This window comes from Cohnella thailandensis (assembly GCF_014212135.1).
Taxonomy (GTDB): domain Bacteria; phylum Bacillota; class Bacilli; order Paenibacillales; family Paenibacillaceae; genus Cohnella; species Cohnella thailandensis.
On record NZ_JACJVQ010000024.1, the window covers coordinates 150,202 to 167,447 of the forward strand.

A 17,246-nucleotide genomic window follows, 5' to 3' on the forward strand; every position below is an offset into this window, starting at 1 on the left:
TAGGGTGTACCCCGTCATCTCGGATGACGGGGTACACCCTATTGCTATTTAACCTCACGCGCTCAAGGCAATCTCCTCGTCGTCTTTCGCGCGGTTGAACGCATCCCGGTCGAACTCGCCTTCCGAGTCGGCGACGAGAAGAGACGTGACGGTCGTGCCCGTCGCGTTGACGGCGGTGCGGCCCATGTCGATGAGCGCTTCGACGCCGGCGACGATGCCGATGCCTTCGAGCGGCAGGCCGAGAGCGGTCAGCACGACGGTCGTCGAGATGACAGCCGGGCCGGGAACGCCCGCGACGCCGATCGAGGAGATGATGCTGACCAGAACAAGAACGATGTAATCCGTGACGTTAAGGTCGATGCCGAACACCTGGGCGGTGAAGACCGCTACGATGGCCGGCCAGACGCCTCCGCAGCCGTTGAAGTTGACGGACGCTCCGAGCGGGGCGACGAAGCTCGCGATGCGCGGGGAGACGTGCAGCCGCTTGGTGATGACCTCCAGGTTGACGGGCAGCGTCGCGTAGCTGCTTCTCGTCGTGAAGGCGACGGCGATGGTCGGATAGATCTTGCGGAAGAACCGGATCGGATTGACCTTCGCGACGAGCAGAACGAGTCCTCCGAACACGAGAACGAAGTGCAGAATCAAGGCGACGTACGAGGAGACGATGACGCTCCCGAGCTCCTGCAGCGTATCCCAGCCGTAACGGGCGGTGATGCCCGCGATCAGCGCGAAGACGCCGTAGGGAGTCAGGCGGATGACGAACTTGACCACCTGGTGAAGCACTTGGGTCAGCGATTCGATCAGATCCCGGACGGGTCTCACCGCCGCCTCGTTCTTGGAACCGATCTTGATGATCGCGACCGCCAGGAAGACGGCGAAGATCAGGATCGGCACGACCTTGCCTTCGGCGGCGTCGCTGAACGGATTGGAAGGAACGAGATCGAGGATGACTTCGGAGAACGTCGGAATCTCGCGCGCCTCGAAGCCTTCCGGCACCTCCTGGCGGATGCCGCCGCCCGGTCCGAACGCAAGGGCGACGAGAAGGCCGATGACCGAAGCGATCCCGGTCGTTCCGAGGAACCAGGCGAACGTTTTAAAGCCGATTTTCCTCAGATAGTCCAAGCTTTTGATCGAAGCGATGCTGTTCAGGACAAGCACGAAGACGAGAGGGATGACGAGCATCCGGATCAGGTTGACGTAGATGCTTCCGAACGTCGTGACGCCCTTCGTCTCGAGGTCGAGGTTCTGCAGGAGAATCCCGGCAAGAACGCCCAAGCCGAGCCCGATGAGGACGCGCGTGCCGAAGCCGACGCGTTTCTTCGCAAGGATAAAGAGGATGAAGAAGGCGAAAATCGAGGTGACGAAGCTGTACCAATTCGTCTCGATCGCCGATAGCAGGTTGTTCTCGATGTCGTTCATAAGGGATGAAGGCCTCCTATGCCGATGACGCGATTTCGGCTGCCGGATCGGCGAGCCGCAAACGGGAAAAATGGGCGGCCCGAAGGCCCCCATTTTCCGCCGGCCGTCTAGGGGACGGCATTCCGCGATAGGCAATATTATTTAGACAACAGTCGGTAAAGCACTTGAGCCGCTTCGGCTCTGGAAGTAATGCCTTTCGGGTCGAGCTTGGCGCCGTCGCCGGCGACGACTCCGCTCTCGACGAACGATTGGAACGCCTCCTGCGCGAAGCCGGCGATGTCGCCGGAGTCCGCGTAGGAAGAGAGGGACGCGCCCGTCTTCTCCGCCGGAAGCTCTCCGAGCTGTTCCAGCGCGCGATGCAGCAGGGTAAACAGCTCTTGGCGGGTAATCGTCTTGTTCGGCGCGAACAGGTTGTCGCCGACGCCGGTCGCGATGCCCAGCTTCTTGGCGGCGGCCAGATAACCCGTGTAATACGCGTCGCCCGCGTCCGCGAAGTTGGCCGCGCCGGCGGCTTCCGGCTGAATGCCGAACGCCTTGAGCAGCAGCACGATGAATTGTCCCCTCGTGACTTGCCCCTCCGGATCGAAACCTCCCTTGTCGGTTCCGGTCGCGATGTCGCGCGCGGCCAGGTAGCCGACGGCCTTGGAATACCAAGCGCTGCCCGGAACGTCCGCGAAGGATACAGGATTGTAGCCCACGATGTATTGCGAGAAATGCGCCGTCCGGAAGTCGACCGTTCCGGTCTCGGCGTTGTAGTGTCCGCGTACCGTCTCCAGCTCGCCTTCATCGGTAACGTAGTAAACGACGATGGCTTCCGGAGCTTCGCCCGCCTTCAGGGTATAAGGAAGGAAGACGTTCGCCTGCCCGCCTCCGAACGAGGAGATCTTCTCGGTTCCGAGGAACACCGTCAGGTCGTAGACCGGACGGTCCCCGAGAACCTGCTTGCCCTCTTCGGTCAATTCGCTCTTCGCGATAATGATCGTCACGTCGCCCGTGCCGGCGTTCGCGCTGATCGCTTCGATAGCCTTGGAATCGAAAGCAATCGTGCCTACCGAACCGTACTTGATTTGGAGGCTGGCGTTCGTTCCCTTGGCGATCTCGTCGAGAACGGCCTTCGGAATGTTCAGTTGTGCGGTCTTCGTGGCGTCGGCCGTCTCGACCTTCAGCTCCAGGACCGCTTTCTTGCCGTCGGACTCGGATTTCTTGACGCTCTCGATAAGCTTCGCGGCCGCTTCGGAAGTAAGGCTGGCGAGCGTGTCGCCCGTGCTCGCGTCCGTCTTGGACGGGACGTCCGCCGAGACGGTCACGGAGCCGCCGGTTCCCGGATTCGTTGCCGTGTCGTCATCCTTATCGGTATTGGTGTTAGCAGGCGGATTCGATCCGCCAATGGAGCCGCCCGAATTGGCGCCGACCACGACTTCGACCGATTTTCCGGCATCGTATGGAACGGCGGCCGGAGCAACCGGCTTGGTCCCTGTTTCAGATCTAACGGTTACGGGGCCTTGGTAGCCGGGCTTGGAAGCATAACGTACATAGTAGGTGCCCGCAGGCAGGTTGTCGATCGAATCCTTCGTCGGATCGTTCGCCGTGTAGACGCTGTTCGCTACGCTGGCGAGCTTGTATTCCAACGCTTTGTTTTTCGTTCCCGCAATCTTGCCGTCGGATGCTTGAGCGCCGGAAGCCGCTTGCGTAGAGAGGCCGGACGGAACGGTTTCAAGACGCGAGTAAAGGGATTTCAACGCCGTGATCAGATTCTTGTTGTGGAAGCCGATCTCGTATCCTTCGCCGAACGAGTAGTCCGGAGCGACGTTGGAGCTGGCGCTGACCCAAGAGTACATCAGCTCGACGTGGCCGAGAATCGGGGCAGCCGCGCCGTCTGCGTTAACGTTATTCTTGCTGTACGAGAACAGGTAAGGAACTTGCAGGCGGTCGGCCTTCAGCTCGGTGCCGTTCTTCGTATAAGTAATTTGCGCAGGAGGAGCGGCCGACTTGTTCTGGGTCTGGATGTTGGTCAGATACGTGCTCACGATGTCCCCGTACAGGTAGGCGTAATCGTGGTTATTCGTTCGGACTTGCAGCTCGTCGTTGTTATGCGGATGCAGGGAGCTAGCCACGTCGACGCCGGCCGTCAGCTTCGTATCCCAGAAGTAGATCTTGTCGACGCCGTACGCTTTCGCCGTGTTCGCGATAAATCGGATGTCCGCTTGCGTATTCGGGCACCAGGAGCCGCCGAACAGGATCACGTAGTTGCCCTCGGTTGCCAGAAGGCTCTTCAGCTCGTGGTAGGTCACATGCTGAAATACATCGTAATTGTCGACGCCCTGTTGGAAAATGGTCACCTTCGACTTGCCTTCCACGGCCGGAGTCGAAGGGTCGTATGCCGGATTCTCCGCCCAGAAAGTCTTGTTGAAGGCGTTGCCGATGAACTCCCAATTCGTCAGGGTGCGGTACTCGGCCGGCTTGGCCGCGCTCAGCACGTTTTGCACTTTCGCCTTATAGCTTGCCACGTTCGCCGGATCGGAGAAGTAGCTCGAATCGTAAGTCGCGCTCTCGTCCTCTCCGTGCTTCTCCAGGGAGGCGATGATCGGGGCGGAGGCTCCATTGCCGTCCTTGTGGTCCTTGTTGTACACGAGCAAGTACGGCGCTTCCGCCTTAGGAGCGGATACCTTCTCCCCGCTCGAATTCGTGTAGCTGACCTCTCCGCCGTAGACCCCGTAGGTAACGCTGCTAACGGAAGCCGAGTCCGTCAATGGGCGCGGGTTCGAATAGGTGGCGCCGCTGACGGACAGGTTCGGGAGGTACTTGTTCACCAAGTCCACGTAATAATGGGAGTACTTGTTGCCGCTGTCCGCGATGTTCAGATCTTGGCCGTCCAGCTTCGTGTCGAAGTTATAGATGGTCGAGATGCCGTATTCCTTGGCGACATCGTTGATATAGCCGATGTCGGCCTGCGTCTCGGCGCTCCAAGCGCCTCCGATCAGGAGGGCGAACGTTCCTTCGCTGCCGAGGATCGTGACGAGGTCCTCATAGGTCGTCGTCTTGAAGACGTGCGTCTTGTTGGCAAGGCTCGGATAGACGTCTTGGAAGTAATCGTAGTGGCTGACCGGGCTGGTTAACGAAGCCGTTACCGGCCCGGCGGCGCTCGCGGCTCCGACGCCAAGAGCGGGGAGCGCCAGAGCGGTAGCCAAGATCGGCGCAAGGAGCTTCTTGCAGGATTTGAATAAGTTCACTGGAGGGTTCTTCCTTTCGTAGTAGGATGACCGAAGCTAACGCCGATTTAGCAGATTTCTTCCTCCAAAGAACCGCCGCTGCCGCCGCCGGACGAGGAAGAGCCGGAATCGGAAGAGGAGCTGGGCGCCGGAGCAGGAGCCTGCGAGGAACCCGAGTCGGAAGAAGGAGCGGCAGGCGTTTGAGCGGCCGGAGCGGAGGATGCCGAAGAGCTCGCGGCGGATCCGCCGGAGGAAGAGGACGTCGTGGCCGATTCGTTCGCCTTAGGAGCTACGCTGCTCTTCGTGACGAAGCTGCCGGCCTTCTTCGTCGTTTCGCCCTGCGTAGAAGAGGAAGCGGCAGAAGAAGAGGAAGAAGAAGCGGAGGTTGTCTCACTGGCTTCTGCCTTTGGCTTCTCGGCAACGGCCTGAGCCGCAGGTTGAGAAGGTGCTGGAGCCGAGGCGGGAGCTTCTTGCTTCGCGGAAGAGCCCGTTGCCGCGGATGCGACGCTCTTGGTCGTCGGCTTCGCTTGCTCTTGCTTGGAATCGGCCGTCGGCTGGGCCGTCTTGGCCGACGAGGCGGCTGCCGGTTCCGATGCCGTATTGTCGGCCGCGCCATCGGACGCCTTCGGATGGGCGGCTTCCGGCGCCGGGGACTCCGAAGACTGCGGCGCTGCCGGAGCGGTGGAGGCTGCCGTCGTACCCGCAGGCTGAGAGGCATCGGCCTTCGGTTGCGCGGTCTCGGCCGGCTGCGGCGTTTCGGCTGCCGGCGTCTGTTCCGCTGTCGGCGGAGCGACGGTATCGCTAGCCGAGGTCGGAGCGGGATCGACTGCCTCCGGCTTCTGGCTGGCGGACACGGCCGCGTAGGTCAAGACGGCGAACGCGAGCGACGCGACGATCAGCGAGACGCTTAATTTCGATGCTGCGACTTTTCTTTTTCTCATGGATGGTCCTTCCCTTCATCGGATCTAATAGTGGAGTGTCTGTTTACGAGATAAAAAAAGAGACTTAACGCAGAACGCACGCGCGTTCGCGTTAAATCTCTGGCTGTCCAGTCGATTTCGCTTTTTATCATCCCGTAAACGGGCACATTTTGTGATCTGTTGCTATCGTAATGCACGCCAAAACGGGTGTCAATAACAAAAATAACAATTTCCTATTGAAATTATCGGATTTGCAGATTGAGGTAGGCTAATAAAGATTAAAATTTAGTTATTGACCAATCACTAACCGCATGGTATAGTGAGCTTGAGTTAGTAATTGATCAATCACAAATTGATTCGGGAGAGGTGCTTAAAATGAAAAAAACGATTGTGGTAGGAGCGACGGGAGGCACTGGAGCATCGGTGACGGAGGAGCTCGTCAGAAGAGGGATTCCGACGGTGGCGTTCGGCCGTTCCCGCCGGAAGCTGGAGCATTTGAAGGCCGCGTTCGGGAATCCGGCGCACATGACGATCGCGGTGGGCGATGCCTTCCGTCCGGACGATATCGTCGCGGCTTCGGAAGGCGCGGACGTCCTGTTCCACTGCGCCAACGTCCCGTACCATGAGATGGCGAGCAAGCTGATTCCCCTGGGCGAATCGGTGATGAAGGCAGCCGACCGGATGGGCGTGAAGGTCGTCGCCATCGACGGGATATACCCATACGGGAGAAGGCAGGCGGACCGGGTGACCGAAGAACATCCGAAGCAGCCGCATACGAGAAAGGGCAAGGTCAGGCTCGCTTTCGAGCACATGCTGTTCGATCCGCGTTGGAGCCGGGCCAAGGTGCTGATCGCCCGCCTTCCGGATTATTACGGACCGACGGCGAACGAAGCCTCGTACTTAGGCTCCACCCTGGAAGCGATAGCCGCGGGCAAAATGGCCTTCTTTATCGGCAACATGCGGGTTCCCCGCGAGTTCGTTTACCTGCCGGACGCGGCCTACATGATCGCGGAGCTCGCGGGCAGGGAGGAAGCCTACGGGCAGAATTGGAACATCCCCGGCGGCAGCATCGTTTCCGGCAATGATATCGTACGTTTCGCGCGGAAGGCGAGCGGCGCCTCAAAGCCGGTGATTCCGCTCGGCAAGATCGGCTTGTCCCTGCTCGGAATGGGCGTCCCGGTCATGAAGGAAGTCGTGGAGATGCTTTATTTGACCGAAGAGCCTCTGATCCTGAGCGGAGAGAAATACGAGCGGATGATCGGCCCGATCCGTTCGACGCCGATCGAAGCGGGGATCTCGGAGACGATTCGCGCCTTGCAACGGAAAAATAGCAATAGTGTCCCCATAGGTAATTGATTAATCACTAATTTCAAAAAGGGAGAGACCTGTCATGAACCGCTTGATCATCTACGCCCACCCGAGAAAGAAGAGCTTCAACCATGCGATCCTGGAGACGGCGGAGAGGAGCTTCCGCGAGGAAGGGGATGACGTTATCGTCCGCGACTTATACGAAATGGGTTTTCAGCCCGTGCTCGGCACGAGCGAGCTGTTAGGGGGAGTCGGAGAAGACGTCGTAAGGGAACAGTCTTATCTAACGTGGGCGGATCACGTCGTGATGATCTATCCGCTCTGGTGGACGGGAATGCCCGCCATTCTCAAAGGATATGTGGAACGAGTTTTCTCGTACGGATTCGCTTATAAATATGATAAGGGACTTCCCGTCGGGCTGCTGAAGGGCAAGCAAGCGACGGTGATCCACACGCAGAACAAGTCGTGGGGGCAGTACGAAGCCGACGGGACGGCAGAAGCGCTTCGGCTTACGATCGACGAGGGGATATTGGCGTATTGCGGCTTCGAAGTATCCTCGCATCTTGTCTACGACTCGGTGCTCTCCTCGACAGAAGACGACAGGATCGCTTGGCTGGAACGGCTTCCGGAACGGTTGAGGGAACATGAATAACGCGGCTAGACCCTTAATGAGCGAAATCACGAGTCGACTAGGAAGTTAGCAACCAAAAAACTCTGGCCGAAGGGCCAGAGTTTTCCCGCGATGCGTTCTTACTTCCCCGAGCTCTCCGAATAAGCCTTCTCCAGAGCGTCCAGGAACACCTCGGTCGGCTGGGCTCCGGACACCGCATACTTGCGATCCAGAACGAAGAAAGGCACGCCGCGAACGCCGATCTGGGCGGCGAACTGCTCGTCCTCGCGCACTTCCTCGGAGAAGTCCGAACTCGTCAACGCGGCAAGAGCGCCCTCCCGGTCCAAGCCGACCTCGGCGGCCAGATTGGCCAGCGTCTCATGATCCCCGATGTGAAGGCCGTCGGTAAAGTAAGCCTTGAATAGCCTCTCCGCCATCTCGTTGCGCTTGCCGAATTGCGACGCATAATGCGTCAGGCGGTGAGCGTCGAACGAGTTGGTCAGCACGGACTTGTCCATATGATACTCGAGGCCGATCGCCCGTGCCTGCTCGGTCAGATTGCGGTTGTTCGCCGCCGCCTGCTCGACGGTCATGCCGTACTTGCGGGCCAGCATCTCGTTCACGTTGTAATCCACGTCGCGCTTCGCGTTCGGATCGAGCTCGAAGCTGCGGAATTCCACCTCTATATCGTCGCGGTGAGCGAATTGCTCCAGCGCGCCTTCCAACCTGCGTTTGCCGATGTAACAGAACGGACAGGCAAAATCGGACCAGACTTCGACTTTCATCGGGCACCATCCTTTATGGAATATGGTTCTTATCAAATGTAACACACTTAACTTTCTGAAGCCAGATTGGCTTAATCGGCTTCATTCCAAATGGCTGCAAGTTGTCCGTAAAAGGAATGTCTTTAGAACTAAATTCGAGCGGAATAAGGAGATTAGTACCAAATTCAGTCTGAATTTTCCTTGTTTGATAGGACAGGCGCGTGGTATATTCTGGGTCGTAATATCCATAAAATTCTCTCGCAAAATGATAAAGGCAAACCTATCGAAAGGTAGGGACGCAAAGCCATGGGTCTACAGCTCTACGGAGCCAAGATTGCCAGGTTGCCAAAGTGCGCTTACGTGCTTTATTTTGGCATCCCCTATGGCGTGATGCTTTTTTTGCGTTGGGAGAAATTCGGAGGAGGACTGGGAAGTGGGCGGATTCAACAGAAAAACAGCACTACTTTTATGCATCGTCTTATCCCTGGTTTTCTCGAACCTGGGAGTCGTGTCCGCTCGGAGCGAGAACGGAGCCGGCGGCATGGCCGATCTGCAGGGCAACTGGGCGGAAGAGCCGATCTCCCGTTGGTTGGATCAAGGCCTGATTGCGGGGTACTCCGACCAAACGTTCAGACCCGGCAGCACGATCTCCAGGGCCGAGTTCGTCGCTCTCGTCAACCGGGCTTACGGCTTCGGCGAGCAAGGGACAACGAATTATTCGGATGTCCCCGCGGGCAAATGGTATTCGGCCGACGTTGCCAAGGCGACGCTGGCGGGATACGTGTCCGGATTCGCGGACGGATCCTTCAGGCCGGATGCCGTCATCAGCCGTCAGGAAGCGGCCAAGATCGTCGCCGGGCTGATGAAGCTGGAGACGAGCGGAGATTCGAGCCTAAGCGGCTTCAAGGACGCGGACCGAATTTCGCAATGGAGCCGTCCCTATCTGAATGCGGTCGTGGAGAACGGTTATATGACCGGGTTCGCGGACGGAACGCTGAAGCCGACGCAATCGATCTCCCGCGCGGAAGCGGTCGTTCTGCTGGACCGCATCGCCGGAACGCGGATCCAAACGCCGGGCACGACGGGCGGAGAGGCGGAGGAGACGATCGAGGGCAACGTAACGATTAATGCGGCGGGAGCAACCCTGAAGAATACCGTCGTCACGGGCGACCTGTATTTGGCTGCCGGGATCGGAGAGGGCGAGGTTTATCTCGACAACGTCACCGTCAAAGGCAGAACGATCGTGGCCGGCGGCGGGGAGAATAGCGTCGTTCTGAACGACGCCAACCTGAACGAAGTCATCGTCGAGAAGGCTAAAGGGAAGGTAAGGCTGTTCGCCAAGGGCAAATCGAACATCGCCAAAACGACCGTCAAGTCCGAGGCGAAGCTGCAGACGGAGAACGAAGAGCAGAAATTCGCGAACGTCGAGATCGCGAACCGCGGCGAGAACGTGGAGCTGCAAGGCCGGTTCGGCCATGTAGACGTTAAGAACAAGCTCACCTTGGTCGTGATGGCCGGAGCGAAATTGGACGAGCTGGTCGTCGGAGAACAGGCGGAAGGCGCCGTCGTCAACGCGGGCGACCTGGCGGTGCTGATCAGCGTCGTTCTAAACGCTTCTGTCAAGATGGACGGAGAAGGCACGATTCAGTCCGTCGAAATCAACGCGCAAGGCACCACGATCGAGTTGAGCGTCGAAAAGTATACGATGGGGAATGGAGTAACTCTCGTCGTTATCAACGGCAAGAACGTCACGGGCCAGCCCGATTCGAACGGCAGTAGCGGCAGCGGCGGCACTCCGCCGGCGACGACTGCGCCGCCGACGAATCCGGAGCCGAGTCCTAGTCCGGAACCAAGTCCTAGTCCGGAACCGAGTCCGGGTCCCGGAACGGGCTCCGGAGACGAAGAGCTGCCCGGCGTCTATGCGGCCGCCATTATCGGGGATAAAGTCTACTCCTACTTCGACCCCTACGAGAATTATTCCGCATTAAGCTATGTGCTCGAGGATTCGGTCAACGAAGCGGTATACGGCGCCGCCTATTCGGGCGAGGATGGACAGCTTGTCGAATTCATGGTCGAAGAAGGCGCGATACCGGCTTCCCGTTACGCAGCCTATTTGACGGACGGGATTCACTACGATCTCTACGATTTCCCGATGGTCGATACGATTTCGGCGAATGAGGCCGTATACGGATATGTTTACTACGAAGGCTTGGAGGATATCCGTTATCGAATCAACGACTATATCGTGTCGGATCTTGGCAATCAGGTAACGGAAGGCGCGCTTCCTCTTGCCGACGGGGACCGATTGACGATGTCCGTGAACGAATACTTCCTCGTCCAAGCGACTTGGAACGCGGCCGAGAAGAAGTGGGTTCTGGACAAGGTGGGCGGGATCTCCGCGCCGGCGGGATTGACGGCCGAGCCCGTCTCCGATACCCAAATCAAGGTTCAATGGGAGCAGGACCCGGACGCCGACTACTATTATCTGTATACGAGCGACTCGGCGGACGGCCCATATGTTCCCGTTACGGATTCTTCCGGCGGGAAGCTGAAGATCGCGGACGCCAGCTATGCGGTTTCGGATATCGCGCCGAACACGACGAAATACTTCAAGGCTACCTCATTCCGCGAGGACATCGGCATGGAGTCGGCGCTTAGCGAAGCCGCCAGCGCCAAGACCTATGCCAACGAGCACCTTGAGCTGGGCTTCGTTCCGACGGATTCCGTCCTGAATTCGGACGAGCCGATTCTCTATATGACGGATAAGGCTAACAAGAAGCTCTACGCCTTAAATTATGAGACGCGCGAGCTCGCCTCGTTGTCGTTCGACCTGCCGCCGGAGAGCCTGACTTATGCCGATGGCGAGATCTACGTATCCCTGTTGAAAATGAAGCATGACCCCTATGCCGATAAGGAGAGCGGAGCCATCGCGATCGTGAACGCGGCGGATCTGTCCGTCGAGCAAGTCTACGATATCGATCTGGACCCATACGATATCGCGGTAGGGCGCGACGGTTATATCTACGTATCGTCTGGGTCCGGCCAATGGACCGACGTGATCTCCTATTCCAGAAGCGATACTGCTTTAATTCTGGTGGAAAAGAGCACGATCAGGCAGCAAAGCTACATCGAGATGCATCCAACGCTGAATAAGCTGTACGCGATCAACACCGACGTTTCCCCGCGCGACTTGTCCGCGTACAATCTGTTGAACGGAGAGTTCGTCGAAGCTTCTTACCCGGGAGGCTATGATTCTCCTTACCACGGCACCTATGCGATGAGCACCAAGTTCAGGCTGTCCCCGGACGGGCAATACATCTTTAACGGAGCGGGAACGGTGTTCCAAGCCGCCGACAACCAAGAGGACGATATGGTATACGTCGGCAAGCTGAATAAGGGCTTCGAGGGCATCGCGTTCGATATAGCGAACGACCGATTCTTGACGGTCGCGGCCAACGCGAAGGGGATCGGCATCTACGACTACGCTACCTTCGCTCAGACGGGGGCGCTGCCGACCGACGGTCTGGGGCAAGCCGTCTTCAACGGCGGCGGGCAGCTCTTCGCCTTGACAACGTTCGGAGAGAAAAGCATCATCGAATTCATTCGATCCTAGTCAATCGCAGCACATCCTATGGCGTCGACACCGAGCGGAAGCTCGGAGTCGGCGTTTTTTTTTCGCGCGGATTCTACCAATCGCTCAACCATTTTTAACAGAGGAGGTTAATGGTACAAGCAGAGGAGTCTAGCCGGAATATCCTATGGTATCTCAAATAAGAAAGGGGGAGAACCATGAGAAAAGCTAGAGTATCCTCCTACGATTACCAAAAATCCGCCGGACACTACGATTGCTACTGCGAGTTCAAGCAGAAGAAATCTTACGGGTACGACGACAAGAAGAAATCCAGCGGGCACGACAAGCACAAATCCTATAGCCACGGCAAGAAATCGTACGGCTACGACATGAAGTCGTATGGCTACGATAAGAAATTGCATGGGCACGACAAGGGAAAATCCTGCGGCTGCGACAAGAGCAAGTCGTACGGCAAGCGCCATTACTATGGCTCTTGGCTTTAATCCGGAGGCGCCCGGGACAATGAGCGGCAGAGAACCGATGGGCTATTGCCATCGGTTTTCTCATGGAAGAATAAAATGGAAAAAGGAAAATAACTTAACGAGCTTCGGGAGGGATCCGGAGCTTTTTTCGATTTTCCGGCCTCCAAAAATGAGAGATTCTGGATACATAATTTTGACGGGATAGTACTAAAGGATTATCTTAATAGGAACCAACAGCCTACCGACTAATCGAAAGGAAGGAATGCACCTTGCTGAAATTGAACATTCGAGCCAAGCTGACCTCCATTACTCTAATATTGCTTATCGTGCCTATTTCCGTATTGGGCCTCGTTACCTATCGGGTAACCGAAGACGAGACGGACCGCATGATCGAGAATTCCTTGAAGAACAGCGTTCGGCTGGCCGGCCAGATGATCAAGACGCTCGACGAATCCGTGCAAAACGGGCAAATGACCGAGGAGGAAGCGCAGGAGAAGTTCCGCGTGCTAGCGCTCGGAGAGAAGGCGGAAGACGGAACGCGGCCGATCAACGAGACGATCGATCTCGGCGAGAACGGCTATTTCTTCGCGATGGACGAGCGGGGCGTCATGCTCGCGCACCCGACCCAGGAAGGAGCCAGCCTGTGGGAGAATAAGAACAGAGACGGATTTCTTTACATACAGAACATGGTTAAGCTTGCGCAAGAGGGAGGCGGCTTCACGACGTACGACTTCCCTCTGCCGGGCTCGGATAAGGAAGCCGTCAAAATTACCTACAGCGAGCAGGCGCCCGCATGGGGCTGGATTCTGGCCGCGGGTTCGTATTTGCAGGATTACAATGCCGCCCAGAAGCACATCGTAAGCGCCATCCTGATTACGCTCGTCTCTTGCGTGGTCGCCGGCAGCGTCGTGCTCGCGTTCTTCTCCATCCGCATATCCCGGTCGATCCGCCAGGTGACCGTCCGGGCGGAGGAGATCGCGGCCGGGGACCTGACGGGCGAGGCTCTATCGATTAGGAGAAGCGACGAGATCGGCCGGTTAGGGCAGTCGATCAACCACCTCATGGACAACCTTCGCGAGCTGGCGGGCAATCAGACTCTGAGCGCCAACGCGATCGCGGCTTCGGCTCACACGCTGACGACCGTCACCGCCGAGACGACGCAGGCGGCGAACCAGATCTCGCTTGCCGTCGCCGAGGTCGCCGGCGGCAACGATACTCAAGCGGCAAGCATCCGGGCGACGACCCGGGCGATGGAGGAGATGGCCGGCGGCATTCAACGAGTGGCGACGACGGCTTCAAGCTCCTATGAGTCCGCCGTCCAAACGCTTCGGCAAGCCGAGCTGGGGCAAAGCCAAATCGTCCTGTCGGAGGAGCAAGTGGCGAGCGTCAACGAAACGGTAGGGGACCTCGGCGGCCTGATCAACCAGCTCGGGATCCGCTCGGAGCAGATCGGGCTCATCGCCGAAGCCATCAAGGAAATCTCCGGGCAGACGAACCTGCTGGCGCTGAACGCCTCCATCGAGGCCGCGCGGGCCGGCGAGCAAGGCAAGGGCTTCGCCGTCGTGGCGGGCGAGATCAAGAAGCTGGCGGAACGCTCGACCGAGTCGGCCGGCCGGGTCGCCGAGCTCATCGAGAGCGTTCAAGCGGATATCGAAGCGTCCGTCGTATCCATGAGAAAGGGAGAAGAGGAGGCGGAACGGGCTGTCGGCGTTATCCGCCAGACCGGGGAAGCCTTCGCCCGCATCCTCGAGTCGACCCGAGGGGTGGTCGATCAGGTCGAAGAGACGACGGCAGCCGCCCAGCAGATGGCGGCGAGCTCGGAGCAGATCGCGGCGTCGCTCGATGAGATGGAACGGCTGTCCGGGCAGACGGCGGAAGCTTCCCAGTCGGTATCCGCCGCCGCCGAGGAGCAGCTCGCTTCCATGGAAGAGATCGCTTCCTCCGCGAGCAAGCTGAGCGACATGTCCGACCGGATGAAGCAGCTGGCGGAGAGATTCAAGCTGTAAGCCGGTAAGCGGAGAGCGCATAAAGGAGAGGAGTTCCGTCATGACTGCCGAGAAGAACATGCTCAAGCAAGCCTACAATAACTTCGCCGAACAACGGGAACGGACGGAGCTGGAGCCTTGGAAGCGGGAGGAACGGGAGAGCTTCCTTAACCGCGTTAAAAGTGAACGACGCGAATCCTTGCTGGAGATCGGGGCGGGCACGGGACGCGACAGCTTGTATTTCAGCCGGCAAGGGCTGGACGTAACGGCGGTCGATCTGTCGGAGGAGATGGTGAGGCTCTGCACGGAGAAGGGGCTCCGCGCTCGCTTGATGGATTTTTCCGAGCTGGATTTTCCCGAGGGGACCTTCGATACGGTGTATGCCCTCAATTGTCTCCTCCACGTCCCGAAGGCGAAGCTAGACGGCGTGCTGCAAGAGATCAAGCGGGTGCTGAAGCCGGGAGGGCTGTTCTTCTGCGGCTTGTACGGCGGGGAGGACTCGGAAGGCATCTGGGACAAGGATGCTTACGAACCGAAACGCTTCTTCGCGATGTACGAGGACGACCGAGTCGTTGCGGCGTATACGCGGCAGTTCGAGCTGCTCGACTTTCATACCGTGGATATGGGGCAGGGACGGCCGCATTTTCAGTCGCTGCTGCTCCGCAAATAAAACAAGCACCATGCTTCCGGAGGGAGACTCTAGGGCATGGTGCTTTTGCTATATTCCTTGATTATGGAACCCAACTCTTGAAACCCATTGCAATAAAGTTAGTTTGTTTATTAGACAAACTAAGTTACAAGTGTTATCATTACACCAAGCCAACCCAAACTTTCCCTCATACATTAAAGGAGGTGTTAAGCCATCATGGATCAAAATGTTAAGCAAGCGATACTTAAGGGAGAAACCACGCTTGGGATTGAATTTGGATCTACAAGAATTAAGGCTGTACTGATTGATTTCAATTTTGAAATAATCGCTTCCAGCACTTATGAGTGGGAAAATCAATTGATCGACGGTTATTGGACTTACAATCTCAACGAAATGATCAACGGGTTGCAAGAAGCCTATCACCTAATAAAGCAAGAAATTGAAAATAATTATGGCGTAACCTTGCAAAAAATCGGTTCAATCGGATGTTCTGCCATGATGCAGGGCTATATTGTACTTGACCAAGCAGGCGAGCTATTGGTTCCGTTTCGTACATGGCGAAATGCTACAACGGGTACAGCTGCATCGGTGCTAACCGAGAAGTTCCAATATAAAATTCCTCAACGCTGGAGCATCGCACATTTGTATCAAGCGATTTTAAACGATGAAGATCATATCGCTAGCATAGATTATCTTACAACTTTGTCCGGTTACGTACATTGGCTGTTGACTGGCAGCAAGGCTCTTGGAATAGGGGATGCTTCTGGCATGTTCCCAATCGATGAATCTGCACGGCAATATAATGAAAAAATGGTGAAGCAGTTCGACGAATTAATTGCGGATAAAGACTACCCGTGGAATCTCAAAGATATTTTGCCTAAGGTTCTTACCGCGGGTGAGCATGCCGGGTATCTCACTGAAGCTGGTGCAAGACTATTAGATCCATCAGGCAACTTGCAAACTGGCATTCCGCTATGTCCCCCAGAAGGTGATGGCGCAACAGGCATGGTCGCTACGAATAGCGTTAAAAAGCGCACCGGTAATATCTCCGTAGGCACATCGATTTTTGCGATGTTTGTACTGGAGAAAGACTTATCTACGGTGTACCCTGAGATTGACATCATGTCTACACCTGATGGCAGCCCCGTCGGTATGGCTCTTGCTAACAACTGCTCCAGCGATATTAATGCATGGGTCAGATTGTTTCGCGAATCTTACGAAGCAATGGGAATAAAACCTGATATAAACCAGATATTCAGTGTACTGTTCAATAAAGCACTGGAAGCTGACGCCGACGGAGGCGGCTTGCTAAGCTACGGCTACTATTCAGGCGAGAACATTACCGGGCTAGCAAAAGGTCGTCCGCTGTTCGTTCGTTCTCCAGAAAGCCGCTTCAATCTGGCTAACTTTATGAGAACACATCTTTATACCGCATTTGCTGCGCTAAGGCTAGGAATGGATATTTTGACACAGAAAGAGCATATAACGATTGACGGTATTTTGGCACATGGCGGGTTGTTCAAAACGCCGCTTGTCGGTCAAAAAATGTGTGCCGCAGCACTGAATGTTCCTGTTTCGGTCATGTCTACGGCTGGAGAGGGTGGCGCATGGGGGATGGCAATCTTGGCATCCTATATGCTTAACAAAGAACAGCACGAGAGCTTGGTAAATTATCTTACCACTAAAGTGTTCAATGACGCAGAAGTACAAGAGGTTTACCCTGACAGCGCAGATGTGAATGGATTTGCTTTGTTTATGGAGCGATACACGGAAGGGCTGGTAATTGAGCAGGCGGCGGTAGATCATTTTGTAGAAAATTGGAAGAAATAATACCCAACAAAAGATAATCCTGAATTTCGAAATACTTCACTTCGAAAATATGAAAAGCGCCGCGACGCTCACATCTCAAGTCGTCATTGCTTTAGCATCTTGTATTAATAGAAACGGAGATTCCATGATTTGCAGCCCCGGCATTCAGTTCACTTTGATGACTGGGTGGGCGGCCTAAATCCCCATCGCTTATATCCGGTCAGCTAGCCGCAATCAATGATTCCCCCAATTGCCGCCGTGCCCCCTGCTTTTCTCATCCAGATAGATATCCAGAGCTTTAATCCCGCGGCGCGCGAGCTTAATGAAGAGCACGACGCAGTAGATGCTGACCGCAATCGCGCCGATGTAAAGAAAGACGAGGATTAAGGACAGGAACCCGCCTACAAGGTTGAATCCGCTCAATCGTATCTACCTCCGTATCGTTAATAGCTTTAATGGACATCCCTCGACATTATACCTGATTTTTCCTGAAAACCCAACCAATTGATGAGACGACTCT

Annotated in this window: 12 protein-coding genes and 1 riboswitch; of the genes, 7 read left to right on the forward strand and 5 right to left on the reverse strand. The window is 56.5% G+C overall.

Going from position 1 to position 17,246, the window contains the following annotated elements; all coding sequences use genetic code 11:
• Window positions 1-54 precede the first annotated feature (54 nt).
• The 3 genes from H7B67_RS26340 to H7B67_RS26350 form a co-directional block, all read right to left on the reverse strand.
• On the reverse strand, window positions 55-1,419 hold the full coding sequence (locus H7B67_RS26340) for a dicarboxylate/amino acid:cation symporter (RefSeq protein ID WP_185122868.1): 1,365 nt from the start codon (window positions 1,417-1,419) through the stop codon (window positions 55-57).
• Window positions 1,420-1,556: 137 nt separating this feature from the next.
• Complete coding sequence (locus H7B67_RS31365) at window positions 1,557-4,649, reverse strand: S-layer homology domain-containing protein (RefSeq protein ID WP_185122869.1); 3,093 nt, start codon at window positions 4,647-4,649, stop codon at window positions 1,557-1,559.
• A 47-nt stretch (window positions 4,650-4,696) separates the two neighbouring features.
• Entirely contained in the window at window positions 4,697-5,569 is an 873-nt protein-coding gene (locus H7B67_RS26350) for a hypothetical protein (RefSeq protein ID WP_185122870.1), read from the reverse strand.
• 354 nt (window positions 5,570-5,923) lie between these two features.
• Between H7B67_RS26350 and H7B67_RS26355 the strand changes: the two genes are divergently transcribed.
• Together H7B67_RS26355 and H7B67_RS26360 are read left to right on the forward strand one after the other, a co-directional pair.
• The gene (locus tag H7B67_RS26355; RefSeq protein ID WP_185122871.1) at window positions 5,924-6,904 is read left to right on the forward strand and encodes an NAD(P)H-binding protein; all 981 of its coding nucleotides are present in this window, start codon (window positions 5,924-5,926) and stop codon (window positions 6,902-6,904) included.
• Window positions 6,905-6,938: 34 nt separating this feature from the next.
• Window positions 6,939-7,508 carry an NAD(P)H-dependent oxidoreductase gene (locus H7B67_RS26360; RefSeq protein ID WP_185122872.1) on the forward strand — a complete coding sequence of 190 codons (570 nt, stop codon included), beginning with the start codon at window positions 6,939-6,941 and terminating at the stop codon, window positions 7,506-7,508.
• 98 nt (window positions 7,509-7,606) lie between these two features.
• On the opposite strand, the gene H7B67_RS26365 is transcribed toward H7B67_RS26360, so the two are convergent.
• Window positions 7,607-8,251 (reverse strand): DsbA family oxidoreductase, encoded by a 645-nt coding sequence (locus tag H7B67_RS26365; RefSeq protein ID WP_185122873.1) that lies wholly within the window; start codon window positions 8,249-8,251, stop codon window positions 7,607-7,609.
• 242 nt (window positions 8,252-8,493) lie between these two features.
• Window positions 8,494-8,580: riboswitch (cyclic di-GMP riboswitch) on the forward strand.
• 83 nt (window positions 8,581-8,663) lie between these two features.
• Between H7B67_RS26365 and H7B67_RS26370 the strand changes: the two genes are divergently transcribed.
• The 5 genes from H7B67_RS26370 (at window position 8,664) to H7B67_RS26390 (ending at window position 16,747) form a co-directional block, all read left to right on the forward strand.
• Complete coding sequence (locus H7B67_RS26370) at window positions 8,664-11,843, forward strand: S-layer homology domain-containing protein (RefSeq protein ID WP_185122874.1); 3,180 nt, start codon at window positions 8,664-8,666, stop codon at window positions 11,841-11,843.
• A gap of 176 nt (window positions 11,844-12,019) precedes the next feature.
• On the forward strand, window positions 12,020-12,304 hold the full coding sequence (locus H7B67_RS26375) for a hypothetical protein (RefSeq protein ID WP_185122875.1): 285 nt from the start codon (window positions 12,020-12,022) through the stop codon (window positions 12,302-12,304).
• 248 nt (window positions 12,305-12,552) lie between these two features.
• Window positions 12,553-14,289: a methyl-accepting chemotaxis protein gene (locus H7B67_RS26380; RefSeq protein WP_185122876.1), complete on the forward strand. Its 1,737-nt coding sequence runs from the start codon at window positions 12,553-12,555 to the stop codon at window positions 14,287-14,289.
• Window positions 14,290-14,329: 40 nt separating this feature from the next.
• Window positions 14,330-14,938 (forward strand): class I SAM-dependent methyltransferase, encoded by a 609-nt coding sequence (locus H7B67_RS26385; protein WP_185122877.1) that lies wholly within the window; start codon window positions 14,330-14,332, stop codon window positions 14,936-14,938.
• Between the two features lie 195 nt (window positions 14,939-15,133).
• On the forward strand, window positions 15,134-16,747 hold the full coding sequence (locus H7B67_RS26390) for a xylulokinase (RefSeq protein WP_185122878.1): 1,614 nt from the start codon (window positions 15,134-15,136) through the stop codon (window positions 16,745-16,747).
• A gap of 213 nt (window positions 16,748-16,960) precedes the next feature.
• Here H7B67_RS26390 and H7B67_RS26395 read toward each other — a convergent pair whose 3' ends face one another.
• Entirely contained in the window at window positions 16,961-17,149 is a 189-nt protein-coding gene (locus tag H7B67_RS26395) for a hypothetical protein (RefSeq protein ID WP_185122879.1), read from the reverse strand.
• Window positions 17,150-17,246: the final 97 nt, after the last annotated feature.